Here is a 16713-nt window from a genome sequence, read left to right as displayed (position 1 = left end):
TCGGTCTGCGAACGCCAAGGTGTTTGCATTGACGTTGATAATTATGGTTCCTGCGGATTATGAAACCTGCCTTTGCGCTGTCTTTTTCTGCGACCGGAATATCATTGCATCATCACTCGGATGACGAATGGTTCGTTATCGGCTCGATTCCCTTGGATTCGCCGGACCTGTCTGGTCAGATGCAGGTTTTGCGGGAAAACGCTTTTGCGTTGGAAAACGACCTGAGCTGCAAGCTTGTTTTGCCTTCCGAACAGGTTCGATACCTTCAGGTTGCAACCGATGGCTTACCCCCCCAAGACACAGTGGAACGCATTGAGAGCGCACTTGCTGACGCAACGCCTTACGTTTTGTCCGAACTTAGCTACGACTATCAAACCGAAGGCGGCACCACCTATGTTGCGGCTGTTGCGCAAGAAACGCTGAGCGAGGCTCGGGCCTTTGCCTCGGACCATGGTTTCGTGCCGGTTTTATTTTGCGCCGAAGAAGACGCAGACGCATTCCCCCGAGAAGCATTGTTCGCAGAGCGTTCGGGCGCATCGGAAACCCGACCAGCAGAGCCACCGCTGTCGGCAAAAAACACAGACCAGCCCGAACCGGCAAAATCCGCCGGGAAACCAGCGCATCCCATTGCAGGCACAGCCGCACCAAACGTGTTTCTGACCCCCGAAACACCTGACAATAAGTTTGCGAATACGAAAGCGCAGGCACCGCGCATTGCGATCCCGGCATTTGCCGCGGCGGTTCTTCTTGGCGGCGCTTTCGGCGTTTGGCTGGCCTTGGACAGCGGTGGAGAAACAGATCAGACCGCACTGAGTCCAACTTCTACCGAGATAGGTGTTTCCGAGCCGGATATCGACGCCCTGCCACTGATAGTGCCCGAAGTTGCGGCAATCACCCCCCCTGAAAACTTGCCGCCTGAGGCTCCACTGGACAGGGATGTGCCCCCCACGCCAGAACCTGCCGAAGCCGAGGCCGAAGCCGTAGAACAACCAGAGCTCACCCCTACCGACGCGGCAATCCTTGAGGCGCTCAAGGTGGCCCCTACCCCGGTAGACCCCATCGCTCAGGACCCCGAGGCAGATGAGGATATCAGCGCTGCCTCCGGTGTGAATGTAACGCCTCCGGCCGCTTTGGACGTGCCAGAAGCCCCGGAACCGGACGATTTGTATCTGACATCGATCGACAAATCCGACCTGTCCAGCGATGCGGTTGCCCTGCCCCCGGCTTCCAGTTTCGATACCGACGAACCCTTCGTTCGGGACGTGCAACATGGCATAGCAGGAGCGCGGTTCAATCTGGATGATCGCGGGCTTGTGGCACCTACACCGGAAGGAACGCTGAACCCGGATGGGATTGTCGTTTATCAAGGCCGACCGTCAAAGGTTCCGCCAGCAACGCCAGTGCGTTTCGAAGATGAACCCGTACTTGACGAGGTCGACGAAAGGCTGGCCGGTCTACGACCCAAACCTCGCCCTTCAGATCTGGTCGAGAGTTTCGAACGCGGGCAGTTGGGGGGGCGGTCGCTGGCAGAGCTTTCGGCCAAGCGCCCAAAAGCACGCCCGGACAGTCTGCAAGCGCGCACAGAAATCGACGAGACGCCAACCGCGTTGGCCGTTGTCCGTGTCCCGCGCCCCAGGGTGCGCCCGGCGGGTCTGGACACTGCAAAGGCACCCGCTTCTGGTAACTCCAATCTTGGATCAACGGCCGCGCTGGACCAGAGCTCTGACGAATCCGGATCGTTTCAGGCGAAATCTGTCGCCCCCAAGATTCCCACAACTGCGTCTGTTGCCCGGCAGGCCACGCTCGATAACGCGATCAATTTGCGTCGCCTGAATCTGATCGGTGTTTACGGCACACCCGCCAACCGGCGCGCCTTGGTCCGGCTTCCCAGTGGACGTTACAAGAAACTGAAAGTTGGGGACAGTATTGACGGCGGCAAGGTCATTGCCATCAGCGACAGCGAGCTGCGTTATCAGAAGAAGGGTCAAAACGTGACGCTGGCGATGCCGCGTGGCTGATATCGGCACTCAAGGCCTTGACCCATTAACTGTAAACAGGTGCGTCGGAGGCAGCAGAACCGCCTCCGACATGTTGGTTTACTTTGATCAAGCAGCCGAAATCTCGCCGCTTTCGATCTGTTCGCGCTCGATGGATTCAAACAGCGCCTGGAAGTTCCCTTCACCGAAACCATCGTCACCCTTGCGTTGAATGAACTCGAAGAAGATCGGGCCAATCACCGTTTTCGAGAATATCTGCAACAAAATGCGCGTCTCGCCTCCGTCAACGACGCCTTCGCCGTCGATCAGGATGCCGTGTTTCATCATCCGGTCCAGCGGCTCTTCATGGCCGACCACGCGGGTCCTGGACTTCTCGTAATAAGCTTCGTTTGGACCCGGCATGAACTTCAGCCCGTTTTCAGCAATAGCATCGGTCGAAGCGTAGATGTCGTCGCTGCCAACAGCGATATGCTGAATGCCTTCGCCTTTGTATTTCTTCAGGTAAGACACGATCTGCCCGGTCTCGCCGCGGTCCTCGTTGATCGGAATACGGATACGGCCGCAGGGAGACGTCAGCGCTCGGCTGTAAAGGCCGGTAAACTTCCCCTGAATGTCAAAGAAACGGATTTCACGGAAGTTGAACAGGTCGCCATAGAACTTGAACCACTTGTCCATGTTGCCCTTGTAGACGTTGTGCGTCAGGTGATCGAGATAGAAGAACCCCTCGCCCCGAGGTTTTGATTCCTTGATCCAATTGAATTCCTGATTATAGGGCGATGTGTCGTAGTACTGATCAATGAAATAAATCAGCGACCCGCCAATACCCTTGATCGCAGGCACATTCATTGTTCTGTCATCGTGGTCGTAAGGTTCCGCACCTTTTGACAGGGCATGCTCATACGCTTTTTGCGCGTCCACCACCCGCCAGCCCATCGATGGCGCGCAGGGCCCATGTTCGGCCACGAACTTAGCCGCGAAACTGTCCGGGTCAGCATTCAGGATGTATGTGACATCCCCTTGTTGCCAAAGCTCGACAGCAGGTTTTTCCTTGTGGCGGGCCACCAGATCAAACCCCATCTTTGCGAACAGATCACGCAGCTCCTGCGGTTCTGGATGGGCGAATTCGACGAATTCAAACCCATCTGTACCGGCAGGGTTTTCTTCGCTGATCACGGATTTCGGGGCATTGTGCGGGAAAGGACCCATGGCGCGTCTCCTACGAAAACAGGAATTTCTTTGCTGATTCAAAAATACGACTTTTCTGGCGCTGTTTCTGCGCATTGTTTTCGTATAAACTGCAAGATGACGCGCAAAACGCGCATATAAATTAATAAAATCAGGATTTTTCCGCACATGCTGGATGCAACCGACAAGCGACTGCTTTCCGCGCTGCAAAAAGATGCACATCTGACGGCGCATCAACTGGGTGAAATGCTGAACTTGTCGTCCAGTCAAGCGGGACGCCGCCGACAGCGGCTTGAAGTCGAAGGGTACATCACCGGATACGCTGCCCGGCTGGACCCGCTGAAACTGGGCCTGCAGGTGCAGGGGTTTGTTCAGGTGCATCTGGGCACCCATGGCCCCGAGCAATCCGCAAGCTTTGCACGCATGGTCGACACCCGCCCCGAGATTACCAGCGCTTGGACGATGACAGGCGAGGCCGACTATCTGCTGCACATCTACTGTGACGACCTGTCCGCGCTCAACAGCTTGCTACATCAGGTGATCCTGCCGCATCCTGCCGTTGCACGAGTACAGAGCCAGATCGTAATGGATCAACTTAAACGCGACGCCCCCCTTCCCACCTGAAAAGGTTCCGAGGATACACATGGACGACTTTCTATACCAGGCTTCGATCTATCTGGCAGCGGCTGTCATTGCCGTTCCTCTGTCTGCCAGACTGGGGTTGGGATCTGTGCTGGGCTATCTTGCCGCCGGGATCATTATCGGACCCGTACTGGGACTTGTCGGAGCGGAAACCGAAAATCTTCAGCATGTGGCCGAATTTGGCGTGGTGATGATGCTGTTTCTCATTGGCCTGGAACTGGAGCCACGCGCCCTATGGGACATGCGCGACAAGCTATTGGGTCTGGGCGGATTGCAGGTGTTGCTGTCAACAATCGCGATTGCTGCCGTGGCCATGTACGCCAACCATCCATGGTCGGTCGCCCTGGCGGTGGGGTTGACCCTTTCGCTTTCATCGACCGCGATCGTTCTTCAAACCTTGTCAGAAAAAGGCCTGATGCAGACAAATGGCGGCCGTGCGACATTTTCGGTTCTGTTGACGCAGGACATTGCGGTGATCCCAATTCTGGCTTTGTTGCCACTGCTGGCCCTGCCCGCCATGCCGCGCTTCCAAGCCGATGGATCGATAGACAGGGGGGCCGGAGGTTCACATGGCGCGGGCGATCACAGCCTGTCACTGGTCGAGGGGTTGCCGGGCTGGGCCGTTACCCTGGTCACAATCGGCGCGGTGGTGTTTGTCATTCTGGCCGGTGTCTACCTGACAAGACCGTTGTTTCGCTTCATCCACGCAACCCGTCTGCGCGAGATGTACACCGCACTAGCACTGATGATCGTCGTGGGGATTTCGTTTCTGATGACACTGGTCGGCCTGTCACCTGCCTTGGGCGCGTTCCTGGCAGGTGTTGTTTTGGCCAGTTCTGAATTTAGACATGAAATGGAAAGTGACCTTGAACCGTTCAAAGGGTTGTTTCTGGGGCTGTTTTTCATCACGGTCGGGGCCGGAATAGACTTTGGTTATTTCTTCAACGACCCGCTGGACCTGATTGGACTGGCGCTGCTTGTGATACTTGCCAAGGGGATCATCCTTTATCTAGTGGGCAAGGCTTTCAAACTGCGGGGGCGTGATCACTGGTTGTTCACCCTTGGGTTAGCGCAGGCTGGTGAGTTCGGATTTGTCCTGCTGGCATTTTCGACGAAACAGAATGTTATTCCGCCCAACCTGTCGCAAAAGCTGCTGATGATCGTTGCTCTGACGATGTTGATCACACCTCTTCTTTTCATTGTCTACGACGCCTTGTCAAAGAAGATTGGCGATTCAGCGACCACCCCCGAACCGGACGTGATCGACGAAAAGGGCCCGGTCATCATCGCCGGCATTGGTCGCTTTGGTCAGATCGTCAACCGGCTGGTACGGGCCAGCGGTTTCAAGACAGTCGTTTTGGACCACAATATTGAAACCATTCAGCTGATGCGCCGATTTGGTGTCAAAGGCTTTCTGGGTGATCCCACTCGGCCGGAACTGTTGCGCGCGGCGGGATTGGACAAAGCATCCGTTCTTGTCGCCGTTATGGATGATCACAAGCAAGTCACGCGACTGGTCAGCTATGCCAGACGGCAGCGCCCTGACCTGCACATCATCGCCCGCGCCCGCGACCGGACCCATGTGTACGAGTTGTATCAGGCGGGTGCCAATGACATCGTGCGGGAAATGTTCGACAGCTCGCTGCGTGCAGGTCGCTATGTTCTGGAGAATATCGGGCTGAGTGAGTACGAAGCAGCCCAGGCCGAGCAGACGTTTTACCACCACGACCGGAAGTCATTGCGTGATCTGGCCGAGCTTTGGGTTCCCGGACTGCCAACCGCCGAAAACAAAAAATACATTGAGCGTTCGCAGGCGCTGGAAAAGGATCTGGAAACCGCGCTGCTGGAACTGGCCGAAGAGCACGCGAAAAAATCGGCCTGACCCAAGCCTTTGCCCGGGCCAGGTACGGGTTTAGCTGTCAGATACCCCAGCTTCGGCAAAGGTTGCCATGCCGGAATGACAGGCAACGGCACTTTTCAGAATGTTGATCGCCAATGCCCCGCCGGACCCTTCGCCCAACCGCAGGCCAAGGCTCAGCAACGGCTCTTTACCCAATTTCGCCAGCACGGCGCCATGGGCCGCTTCGGCGCTTTGGTGACCTGCCACAGCATGATCCAGCGCGCCATCGGACAGCTTCCACAAACAGGCGGCGGCGGCCGAACAAATGAACCCGTCCAGGATCACCGGGATGCGCAACACCCGCGCAGCAGCAATTGCACCCGCCATTGCGACTATCTCGCGTCCACCCAGACAGCGCAGGATGTCCAGACCATCATCTGACGCGTGTTTGGCGACACCCTCGGCCACGACACGGGTTTTGTTGACCAGACCTGCGTCATCCACACCAGTTCCGCGACCTGTCCAATCGGACGCGTCGCCACCAAACAGAGCACAGGCAATAGCCGCAGCCGGGGTGGTGTTGCCAATACCCATTTCGCCGACCACCAAAAGATCAGATTGCGGATCAACGGCCTGCCAGCCAGTGCGCAACGCGGCTAGCAATTCATCCTCTGTCATGGCTGGGGCTTGGGTGAAATCCGCGGTCGGCTTGTCCAGATCCAGCGCGTGTACATCCATCTTCGCGCCTGCGGCCCTGGCCAACTGATTTATCGCCGCCCCGCCATGTTCGAAATTCATCACCATCTGCACGGTCACTTCCGGTGGAAAGGCCGAAACACCCTGCGCGGTAACACCGTGATTTCCGGCAAACACGATAACCTGAGGCGCACTGATCTGTGGACGGGCGTCCCCCCGCCATCCTGCATACCAGACTGCAAGATCCTCAAGCCGACCAAGCGCGCCGGGGGGTTTGGTCAATTGTCCATTTCGCTCGGCCGCGCCCTGCACCGCTGCGGCATCTGGGCCCGGAGCTCCCGCCAGGACAGCACGGAACGTGTTCAAATCATTCAGTTCAGGCAGCATGAAAGCCTCATTGCATCAGAGTGGTCCTGCGTGTTTAACCGAAGGATCGAAACCAACAAGACCCCGAAAGGCACGGGCGTGCATAAAAACGACACCAAACCGTTTTCCCTGTGGGATGTTCCGCTGGCCCTGGTGCTGTTGACCCGCCTGCCCCTGCCCCGTTTGCCCAAAGCCGTTTTTGCCCGGCAGGCACAATCGGTATGGGCGTTTCCACTGGTTGGGCTGGTCGTTGGCGGGTTGGCATGCCTGACCGGTTGGCTGGCGATGGGGCTTCAACTGCCCCCGTTTGTGGCGGCTTCATTACTGGTTTCAGCGCTGATCCTGATGACCGGGGCAATGCACGAAGATGGTCTGGCCGATACGTTCGACGGGCTTTGGGGCGGTTTCACCGCTGAACGGCGGCTGGAGATCATGAAGGACAGCCAGATTGGAACTTACGGCGTGCTCGCTTTGGTGATGTCGCAGCTTTTACGAGTATCCGCGATTTCTACCATACTTGTCACTGGTCCGATCTGGATGGTGGTTGCGGCTTGTGTATTTTCCCGCGCATTGATGCCAGCACTGATGGTACTTCTTCCAAACGCCAGAACGTCGGGCCTGAGCCATTCGGTTGGTACCCCCGGCGCAGGAACAGCCTGTATCGCTGTGGGCATCGCGATTTTGGTCGCTTTCAGCTTGTGCGGAAGTCTGGCGCTTAACGCGATAGTCTTCGCGACTTTGGTCGTTGCCGTTTTGGGGCTCGTCGCAAAAACCAAGATCGGCGGTCAAACCGGAGATATTCTGGGAGCGTCGCAGCAATTGGCGGAAATCACGTTTCTGCTTACACTCAGCGCCCAGACCTAAGGCGACCCCCCTGTTTCAATTCGCAACGTATCGCCGCAATGTTTGCAATGCACGGCGTCTGGGTCGTGCCGGTACAGCCCGCAGCTGGGGCATTTGTGACGGACCTTCTGTGGCGCGAAAATTGCTTGCGCCAGCCGGACGAACAGTGCCACGCCAACGACCATAATGAAGACAGAAAACAGCTTGCCACCCGGTGTGACCAAAGTGATGTCGCCAAACCCGGTCGTCGTGAGCGTCGCCATGGTAAAATACAGCGCATCTACGTAGGGCGTTTGCGCGTCTTCTGGTATAAAAAACACCAAAACGGCCGTCGAGGTGGCAAAGACAAAGACCAGCAGGTTGATCGCTGCGATAACAGCGTCTTCGTGCGTGCGGAAAAAACGGCTGTCGCGCCGCAAATCCCAGAGCAGGTGATATGAATGGATCAGACGCAGGGCGCGTAATATCCGCAGGAAAGCCAGGTTGCCTGTCAAAAACGGATCAAGCACCAGAGAGAGGACGACTACGATATCCGCCACCGTGTAAATCTGGCGCAACAGCTTCCAGCGGTCTTTTGAAATCCAGAGCCGCGCAGAGAAATCCAGAAAAATCAGCACGCCGACCAGTTGGCTTGCAACGGTCAAACCTGGCCCATGCGGGATGTGGGCCGTCGCGACAAAGAAAATGATTGTCGCAACATCGAACAGGATCAGCGCATACCTAAACCAAACCGAAACAGGGTCGTGTCCGATATACAGGTATTTCACAGTCTGCTTCATGTCTGTCCGGTAATCCGCTGCATACACAGTGAAATTAGCGCCATATGAACAAATCACCAAGCCACGAAAAAGGCCGCCCCAAATTCGGAGCGGCCCGTTTTGTCAAAGTACCTTCGATCAGGCAGCGCGTGAGGTCAGAACTTCGTCCACCTGCTTGGCGGCAGACACCTCGCCAGCGCCTGAAACAGCCGCGACCTCACGGGTCAGACGTTCCAAAGCGGCTTCGTACAGCTGACGCTCGGAATAGCTCTGCTCGCGTTGATCATCGGTGCGGTGCAGGTCACGGACAACTTCGGCGATCGAGATCAGATCGCCCGAGTTGATCTTCTGTTCATATTCCTGCGCGCGACGGGACCACATGGCGCGCTTAACCTTGGCTTTGCCCTTCAGCGTTTTCATCGCCTGGCTGATCACATCGGGCGAGCTGAGCGACCGCAGACCGGATTCGGTCGCCTTGTTAGTCGGCACGCGCAACGTCATCTTGTCTTTCTCAAATGAGATGACGAACAGCTCAAGCGTGAATCCCGCGACATCCTGTTCCTCGATCGAAATAATCTGACCCACGCCATGGGCGGGGTAGACAACATAGTCGTTCGGGCGGAACTCGAGCTTTTTCGACTTTGTCATTCAGTTTTTTCCTTGCTTGCGGACGGGACACGGACAACAAAAACACCACATGCGGGGACTGTCTCAGCCCCGTCAGGCGGCGATATTGTCACAAATTCAATACTCCAAAGTGAGCATACTTACGGAGCGCATCCCAATCTCGGTCATCATGTGGGGTGGAGTATATCACAAAATTACGACGCCCGAAAGTTTACCTTACGGGAATTTTTCATATTTAACCTGCGTTCAACAGGTTGTGCCGTGATCTTTATGTCAAAACAGGCCGTGTGGAACGAATCACTCAGCCGCCTTCTCCGGGCGCTTCCGAGAAATACTTCTCCATTTTACCCTCTTCACCGTCACGCTCCTCTGCGTCGGGCAGCGGGTCTTTCTTGGTGACGATCACCGGCCATTGTTCGGAATACTTGCGATTGAACTCGACCCACTCCTCCATACCCGGCTCGGTATCGGGGCGGATTGCATCGGCGGGGCACTCGGGCTCGCACACTCCGCAGTCAATGCATTCGTCAGGATGAATGACCAGCGTGTTTTCACCTTCGTAGAAACAGTCCACCGGACACACTTCGACACAGTCGGTGTATTTGCAGGCGATACAGTTTTCGGTGACTACATAGGTCATGGTCGGATTCCTGTTTGCGGTTTGAGCGACTAGCTAATTCAGTCTGGCCCGCTCTTCAAGACAGGATCAGTGATCTTCCGGGCGAGAAAGATCAATAGCGCGTCGATCTTTCTTGGTTGGCCGACCTTTTCCCTCGAAACCTGGATTTACAAGAGGCGCTTCCTGCTTTTCGGTCATATCAAAGTACAGAGTTTGCGCCTCGGGCGCCGGACCGCGGCGTTCCCCCAGTTTTTCCACACGTATGACGCGGACGATGCGACCCTGCGAGAAGGTCAGAACGTCACCGGGGGCCACGGCCTGCGCCGGTTTCAGCACCCGGTTTCCATTCAGCCGGACATGGCCGCCACTGACCTGTTTGGCGGCAAGGCTGCGGGTCTTGAAGAACCGCGCCTGCCACAACCATTTATCGATCCGCAGTTTGGCCTCGGCCATCTTGCGTCAATTACCGTCCTTCAGACCCATAAGCGCTGCGGCGAACGGGTTGTCGGGATCAATGGCCTTTTCTTTTTTCGGTGGCCGTGACGAGAAGGTCTTGGCCCCTTGCGGCTTTCCGCCCTTCTTGCCGTGCGGTTTGCCACGGCCCTCCTGCGGTTTGCCCCGCGGTTTCCCCTTGCCCTGCCCCGGCTCGCGGCGCGGACCACGGTTCGGCTGACGCTGACGACCCCAGGTGAAGGTGTAAAACACTTCGACCTCGGGTTCATCCGACGCAGGTTCCGCGACCTGACCTTCTGCGACAGCCTCGGCTGCCGTCTCGGTGCTTTCGGTGGCCTCGGCTGCCTCCTCTGCGGGCGCGGCGACCTCTTCTGATGCCGCGTCAGGTGCTGGCGTCTCGTCGATAACGGCTTGTTCAGCCGCCTCTGTCACAGGCTGCTCAACCGGTTCCGGTTTGACCTTGCCACGCTCGCCGCGTTCGGCTTTGTAACCCAGCCCTTGCATCAGGTCAGCAAACTGTTCAAGCGTCATACCAGTGATCGACAGCATATCCGGCTTGGCTTCGAACCCGCCACGGCTGTCTTCCGCACGAAGCATATCGGCCAGACGTTCCAGCATGTCGATACGGATCGATCGGTCGCCCGCATCGCGGTAGCCGCACATGGTGTCGTAACCCTGCGGTGCATCCTTGGCGACCGGCACAGTCACCAACCCCGGAGGCGGTGCTTCGGGGAATTCCTGCAAACCGCCATACAGCGCCCACAGCACCAGACGCAGACGCGTCGGTGCGGGCTTCAGCAAGAGCGGCATGAAGATGGTGAACTGGCCAAACCGGATACCATGCTTGCGTAATGCGCCACGTGCGTCCTGATCCAGATCCTTGACCTCTTGCGCGACGCCGGCGCGCGGCAGTACGCCCAGCGCCTCGACCATGCGGAAGGCAAACCCTTTCGCCAGCCCGTTGAGCTCCTCGTCGCGCGACAGATTCAGCAGCGGCTCGAACAGCGCAGCGATCTTGCGGTCGATGAAATGCTGCAACCGGCGCCGCACCTTCTGTTCGACATCCGGACCGGCGGCCTCGTCCACAAAAACCTCGACCACAGGCTTGAGAGGTTCGGACCCGGCAACCAGTTTGCCAACGGCATACTCGCCCCACATCAGGCCGCCCTGATCGGTGAAATCAATTTCGGTATCGGGCGCATTGTAGAAGCGATCGGCACGCAGATGGAATTGCGGCGCGAGTGCTTGCAGGGATGCCGATTTGAGCGCTTTCGCCTCGGTTCCTTGCGCGCTTTTGTCCGGACTAAACCGGAACCCTTCCAGACGACCGACGAATTCTCCTTCGACGGTCACTTCACCCTTGTCATTTACTTCGGCCAAAAGGGCCTCCTTCTGTTTGAGCCGCCGCAACAAAACCGATGTACGCCGGTCCACAAATCTTTGAGTCAGACGCTCATGAAGTGCGTCAGACAGTCTGTCTTCTACAGTGCGCGTTTCGTCACGCCAATGTGATTCGTCACGCACCCAACTGTTTCGTTGCGCAACATATGTCCAGGTGCGAATATATGCCAACCTTTTGGATAACGCATCGATATCCCCATGGGTTTGGTCAATCCGCCGTATCTGCCGGGCCATGAAATCATCGGGAATACTGCCGCGTTCGTGCAGGTGGCCATAGATCACTTCCAACAGGCTTGCGTGCTCTGCATGGCTGATGCCGCGAAAATCAGGGATTCTGCACACATCCCACAGCAATCGAATGGATGGACCGTCACTTGCGCGGGCGACAATCTCGGCCTGTTGTGACAGCGATTTCAACACATTCAGGTCATCAGCAGGGCGGGCTTTGATCAGGTGTTCGTCATTTGGACTGACTTCAAGCGAGTTGATCAGTGCGTCAATCGAACCAAACCGGAGAGCGGCATTCCGCCAGTTCAGCTTTTTCATCGGCGTGAACCGGCTGTCCATGATCGCCTGCGCGACACCTTCGTCCAGCGGCGGTGCCTCTCCGGTCACGCCAAAGGTGCCGTCCGACATCCCGCGCCCGGCCCGACCGGCGATCTGGGCCAGCTCATTTGGGGCCAGCGGACGCATCCGCCGCCCGTCGAATTTGGTCAGGGATGAAAAGGCAACGTGGTTAACATCCAGGTTCAGGCCCATGCCGATAGCATCTGTGGCGACCAGGTAATCAACCTCACCATTTTGATAAAGCTCCACCTGAGCATTCCGCGTCCGCGGGCTGAGGGCACCCATGACCACCGCCGCGCCACCTTTCAGGCGGCGCAGAAGCTCCGCGATGGCATACACATTTTCGACCGAAAATCCGACAATAGCGCTGCGGGGCGGCATCCGGCTGAGTTTCTTCGAACCGGAATAGACCAGCTGCGACATCCGTTCGCGCCGGACAAACTGCGCCTCGGGCACCAGCGCGGCAATCGGGCCACGCATGGTGTCAGAGCCAAGAAAAAGTGTCTCGTTTGTTCCGCGCGACCGAAGCAGGCGATCTGTAAAGACATGGCCGCGCTCGGGGTCGGCACACAGCTGGATTTCATCAATCGCCACGAAATCCGCACCCACACCTTCGGGCATCGCCTCGACAGTGCAGACCCAATACTGGGTCCGGGGGGGCACGATCCGCTCTTCACCGGTGACAAGCGCAACAATCGACGGCCCGCGGATGGCGACGATCTTATCGTAGACCTCGCGCGCAAGCAGACGCAGCGGCAGACCGATGATACCTGTGCGGTATCCCAGCATCCGTTCGATTGCGTAATGGGTTTTACCTGTGTTCGTAGGGCCCAGAACGGCCACTATTCGGGATGACCCGCTCACCTTTGCCCCCTGCCCGGACCTTACAGCGCTGCGCCGTCGATCTGCGGCTTCAGTCGATTCACCGCATTGGTTACTTCTTCGTGGTGGGGATGTATAGCCAATGCCCGTGAATAGGCGTCGTAGGCTTTGTCAGGTTGTCCGATAATCTCAAAGATCAGGCCCAGACCATAGATTGCCTCGTAATTGTTGGGGTTCAGGGTCAGGGCATGCTCCAGATCGGCAGCGGCCATGCCAAACCGTTCGATTCCGAAAAAGGCCGAAGCGCGCAGATGCCAGCCTTCAGCGAATTCGGGCGCATGATCCGTCAGGGCGGTCAGGTGTTCCAATGCCGCACCTACGTCGCCGTCATCCAGCGCTTCACGGCCACGCTCTAGCAGCAGATCAGCCGATGCTGAACCGGACTGCGCCCACAGGGCTTGCAACTGCCGATCCAAAGCGATGGCCTGATCTGGCGTCGATTGGGCAAGTTGTTGCAGCAATTCACCCTCGTTCCGCGAATCCGCCTGTTGCGCGAGGCAAGTGGAGGAAATCGTGACTAGGACAAAAAGTGCCGCGACGATACCTTTGAGATTGTGGATTGCAATGCTCATAACAATAATCAGTGTAGCGTTGCGACCGGGGATGTCCATTCACGGCGCACTAACAATATGAGGAAAAACATGAGCGAGATACTTGAAAAGGCAGCTGCCGCGCTGAATGAAAAACTGGAAGGCGGCGCGTTTGATGCCTCGGCCAAGTTTGATATCGCCGATCTGGGTGCCATTGTCCTGGATTCCAACGGCGCGCGGGTCAGCGACGATGACGCTGATGTCACCCTAAGCGCTGATGCCGACACGTTCGAACAAATCCTCAGCGGTGAATTGAACCCGACAGGTGCATTCATGTCCGGCAAGCTGAGCATTGATGGCGACATGGGTGTTGCCATGAAACTTGCATCGGTACTGGCCTGATGGAGTTCTCGCCGGCCCCTTTGTTTGAAGACGTGGCCGGCGGCCCCGCCGGTGGAAAGGCCCACTGGTTGATAACGTCGGATCAAAAACGCATTCGCGTTGCTCACTGGCTTCCGGACGGAAAGGTACATGGCACTGTCATGATGTTTCCTGGACGCACGGAATACATTGAGAAATACGGCACTACTGCCAGCGAATTCGTAGAGCGTGGGTTCGCCATGCTGGCCGTCGACTGGCGCGGTCAGGGTCTTGCAGATCGATTGCTGGACGATGCTCGGGTCGGACATGTCGATCAGTTCACCGATTACCAGCAGGACGTTCAGGTCACTCTGAAACTTGCAAGCGCGCTGGATCTGCCAAAACCATGGTACGTGGTCGGGCATTCGATGGGCGGTGCAATCGGGTTGCGTGCCGTCATCGAGAAAGGATGTTTTGCCGCTTGCGCGTTCACGGGCCCAATGTGGGGAATCTTCTTCACTCCGGTCATGAAACCCCTAAGCCGCGTTACGGCCTATTGGGGCACAGCGCTTGGCCTGGGCGAACGAACGCCCCCCACCACAACACTCAAAAGCTATGTCCTGTCGCAACCTTTCGAGGGAAACATGCTGACCCGCGACCCGGACATGTACCGGATGATGCAGGATCAGTTGAATGCACACCCAGAACTCGCGCTTGGTGCCCCTTCAAATCTGTGGCTGCGCGAGTCGCTGGATGAATGTGCTTGGTTAATGGAGCAGACCGCCCCTCAGACACCCTGCCTGACATTTCTGGGCAGCCATGAGCAAATCGTTGACCGCAAGGCAATTCGTGCGCGCATGGCCAATTGGCCCAACGGAACGCTGATCGAAATTCCGGATGGTGAACACGAGGTACTAATGGAAGCACCCGAGGTTCGGGGGCCGGTGCTGGACAAGATTGCGGCGCATTTTCTGGCCAATCAGGCCAATGGCGCACCCGAGCTGGTTTCCTCGTAAACCCTTTCACCTTTGGGATTGGCCGCTTGTGATCCGGGCGCGCCAGCCCTAGATGTTTGCAAAAGCAGTCTACTAAAGGTGATCCATGCGCGACCTTCCTTTCCCTGTCCGTGACGCGAACGCAATCGGTGGCTCCGGCAATCTGGGCAATCTTCCGGAATGGGATCTGAGCGATCTCTACACCTCGGAAAACGCACCCGAATTAGCGCGCGATCTGGATTGGCTGGAAGGCGAATGTGCCGCATTTGCTGCCGATTACGAAGGCAAGCTGGCCGATCTGGAGGCCGCAGACCTGCTGACCTGTGTGCATCGCAACGAAAAGATCAACGCCATCGCCGGGCGTGTCATGTCCTTTGCAGGTCTGCGCTATTACCAACTGACCACAGACGCAGAGCGCGCCAAATTCCTGTCGGATATGCAGGAAAAGATCACGATCTTCACCACTCCGCTTGTGTTCTTCACGCTCGAGATCAACCGGATCGAAGACGATGTTCTGAAAGCGCATTTTGCGGCCAACACGGATCTCGCCCGCTACGAACCTGTGTTCCGTCGCATCCGTGCAATGAAGCCCTACCAACTGTCTGATGAGCTGGAAAAGTTCCTTCATGATCTGGGGGTTGTCGGCGACGCGTGGGAACGTCTGTTCGACGAAACGATTGCCGGACTGGCATTTCATGTCGACGGTGAAGAACTGAACATCGAAGGCACCCTGAATCTGCTGACGGAACAGGACCGCGCGAAACGTGAGGCCGCGGCGCGTGAACTGGCATCGGTTTTTCAGGACAACATCAAAACCTTCGCCCGCGTTCACAACACGCAGGCCAAAGAGAAAGAAATCGTTGATCGCTGGCGCAAGATGCCGACCGCTCAGACCGGGCGTCACCTGTCGAACGACGTCGAACCCGAAGTGGTCGAGGCCCTGCGCGAGGCGGTCGTGGCCGCCTACCCCAAGCTGAGCCATCGCTATTATGAGCTGAAGCGCAAGTGGCTTGGACTGGACGTCATGCAGGTCTGGGACCGCAACGCGCCCCTGCCCATGGAAGACACGCGTATCGTGAATTGGGAAGAGGCCCAAAAGACGGTGATGAACGCGTATGATGCCTTTGATCCCCGCATGGGCGAAATCGCGGCGCCTTTCTTCTCAAAAGGATGGATCGACGCGGCGGTGAAACCGGGCAAAGCGCCGGGGGCCTTCGCCCATCCGACAGTTACGGATGTCCACCCCTATGTGATGCTCAACTATCTGGGCAAACCGCGCGATGTGATGACGCTTGCTCATGAACTGGGACACGGCGTCCATCAGGTGCTGGCCGCAGGCCAGGGCGAGATGTTGTCATCCACCCCGCTGACGCTGGCGGAAACTGCCTCGGTCTTTGGTGAGATGCTGACCTTCCGCAAGATGCTGGAACAGGCGGAAACCCCGGAACAGCGCAAGGTTCTGCTGGCTGGCAAGGTCGAAGATATGATCAACACGGTGGTCCGACAGATCGCCTTCTACGACTTTGAATGCAAGCTGCACGCTGCCCGACGTGAGGGCGAGCTGACCCCGGATGACATCAACGCCCTTTGGATGAGTGTACAGGCCGAAAGCCTTGGCCCCGCATTTGAATTCATGGACGGGTACGAGACCTTCTGGGCATACATCCCACACTTCGTTCACTCGCCCTTTTACGTCTATGCCTATGCCTTCGGCGACGGCCTCGTGAATGCGCTTTATTCTGTTTACGAAAGCGGCGCGGATGGGTTTGAGGACAAGTATTTCGACATGCTGCGCGCTGGTGGTTCGATGCACCACAAGGAACTGCTGGCCCCGTTCGGTCTGGACGCCAGCGACCCCAAGTTCTGGGACAAGGGCCTGTCGATGATCTCAGGCTTTATCGACGAGTTGGAGGCGATGGAGGGCTGAGACGCCCTCGACAGAGGGCGGCGAC

Annotated in this window: 15 protein-coding genes; 7 read left to right on the top strand and 8 right to left on the bottom strand. The window is 57.3% G+C overall.

The features are described from left to right. The first annotated feature begins 59 nt into the window (after positions 1-59). Positions 60-2018, top strand: a complete 1959-nt coding sequence (locus AC2FLU_RS06755) for a hypothetical protein (protein WP_480516676.1) — start codon at positions 60-62, stop codon at positions 2016-2018. A gap of 87 nt (positions 2019-2105) precedes the next feature. Here the strand turns inward: AC2FLU_RS06755 and hppD are convergent, their stop codons facing one another. Then, positions 2106-3203 (bottom strand): 4-hydroxyphenylpyruvate dioxygenase, encoded by a 1098-nt coding sequence (gene hppD / locus AC2FLU_RS06750; RefSeq protein WP_480476620.1) that lies wholly within the window; start codon positions 3201-3203, stop codon positions 2106-2108. 147 nt (positions 3204-3350) lie between these two features. Here hppD and AC2FLU_RS06745 point away from each other — a divergent pair, with 147 nt between their 5' ends. Together AC2FLU_RS06745 and AC2FLU_RS06740 are read left to right on the top strand one after the other, a co-directional pair. Continuing rightward, entirely contained in the window at positions 3351-3806 is a 456-nt protein-coding gene (locus AC2FLU_RS06745; protein ID WP_480553259.1) for an Lrp/AsnC family transcriptional regulator, read from the top strand. A 19-nt stretch (positions 3807-3825) separates the two neighbouring features. Continuing rightward, positions 3826-5706 (top strand): monovalent cation:proton antiporter-2 (CPA2) family protein, encoded by a 1881-nt coding sequence (locus tag AC2FLU_RS06740; RefSeq protein WP_480493394.1) that lies wholly within the window; start codon positions 3826-3828, stop codon positions 5704-5706. A gap of 30 nt (positions 5707-5736) precedes the next feature. Here the strand turns inward: AC2FLU_RS06740 and cobT are convergent, their stop codons facing one another. Beyond that, positions 5737-6747: a nicotinate-nucleotide--dimethylbenzimidazole phosphoribosyltransferase gene (gene cobT, locus AC2FLU_RS06735; RefSeq protein WP_480516674.1), complete on the bottom strand. Its 1011-nt coding sequence runs from the start codon at positions 6745-6747 to the stop codon at positions 5737-5739. 30 nt (positions 6748-6777) lie between these two features. Between cobT and cobS the strand changes: the two genes are divergently transcribed. Then, positions 6778-7590, top strand: a complete 813-nt coding sequence (gene cobS / locus AC2FLU_RS06730) for an adenosylcobinamide-GDP ribazoletransferase (RefSeq protein ID WP_480516672.1) — start codon at positions 6778-6780, stop codon at positions 7588-7590. On the opposite strand, the gene AC2FLU_RS06725 is transcribed toward cobS, so the two are convergent. The 6 genes from AC2FLU_RS06725 to AC2FLU_RS06700 all read right to left on the bottom strand — a co-directional run bounded on the left by AC2FLU_RS06725 (position 7587) and on the right by AC2FLU_RS06700 (position 13448). After that, positions 7587-8348: a potassium channel family protein gene (locus AC2FLU_RS06725; RefSeq protein ID WP_480476612.1), complete on the bottom strand. Its 762-nt coding sequence runs from the start codon at positions 8346-8348 to the stop codon at positions 7587-7589. The two genes, cobS and AC2FLU_RS06725, sit on opposite strands and share 4 nt — an antisense overlap. Positions 8349-8465: 117 nt before the next feature. Further along, the gene (locus AC2FLU_RS06720) at positions 8466-8975 is read right to left on the bottom strand and encodes a CarD family transcriptional regulator (RefSeq protein WP_050603638.1); all 510 of its coding nucleotides are present in this window, start codon (positions 8973-8975) and stop codon (positions 8466-8468) included. 280 nt (positions 8976-9255) lie between these two features. After that, positions 9256-9594: a ferredoxin FdxA gene (fdxA, locus tag AC2FLU_RS06715; protein WP_170616129.1), complete on the bottom strand. Its 339-nt coding sequence runs from the start codon at positions 9592-9594 to the stop codon at positions 9256-9258. Positions 9595-9660: 66 nt separating this feature from the next. Beyond that, on the bottom strand, positions 9661-10026 hold the full coding sequence (locus AC2FLU_RS06710) for an RNA-binding S4 domain-containing protein (RefSeq protein WP_209504209.1): 366 nt from the start codon (positions 10024-10026) through the stop codon (positions 9661-9663). 6 nt (positions 10027-10032) lie between these two features. Beyond that, complete coding sequence (locus tag AC2FLU_RS06705; protein WP_496808586.1) at positions 10033-12858, bottom strand: helicase-related protein; 2826 nt, start codon at positions 12856-12858, stop codon at positions 10033-10035. Positions 12859-12878: 20 nt separating this feature from the next. Then, entirely contained in the window at positions 12879-13448 is a 570-nt protein-coding gene (locus AC2FLU_RS06700) for a tetratricopeptide repeat protein (RefSeq protein WP_496715187.1), read from the bottom strand. Positions 13449-13517: 69 nt separating this feature from the next. On the opposite strand from AC2FLU_RS06700, the gene AC2FLU_RS06695 reads away from it, so the two are divergent. The 3 genes from AC2FLU_RS06695 (at position 13518) to AC2FLU_RS06685 (ending at position 16688) form a co-directional block, all read left to right on the top strand. Continuing rightward, positions 13518-13808, top strand: coding sequence for an SCP2 sterol-binding domain-containing protein (locus AC2FLU_RS06695; protein WP_480516666.1), 291 nt, complete (start codon positions 13518-13520; stop codon positions 13806-13808). Then, positions 13808-14782, top strand: coding sequence for an alpha/beta hydrolase (locus tag AC2FLU_RS06690; RefSeq protein ID WP_496715186.1), 975 nt, complete (start codon positions 13808-13810; stop codon positions 14780-14782). Before AC2FLU_RS06695 ends, AC2FLU_RS06690 begins: the two co-directional genes overlap by 1 nt. 85 nt (positions 14783-14867) lie before the next feature. Further along, complete coding sequence (locus AC2FLU_RS06685; RefSeq protein ID WP_480476604.1) at positions 14868-16688, top strand: M3 family oligoendopeptidase; 1821 nt, start codon at positions 14868-14870, stop codon at positions 16686-16688. Positions 16689-16713: the final 25 nt, after the last annotated feature.

This window comes from Ruegeria sp. SAZD013, assembly GCF_059612525.1.
The sequence above is the reverse complement of the archived record's forward strand: the minus strand, read 5'-3'. Positions and strand labels throughout refer to the sequence as shown.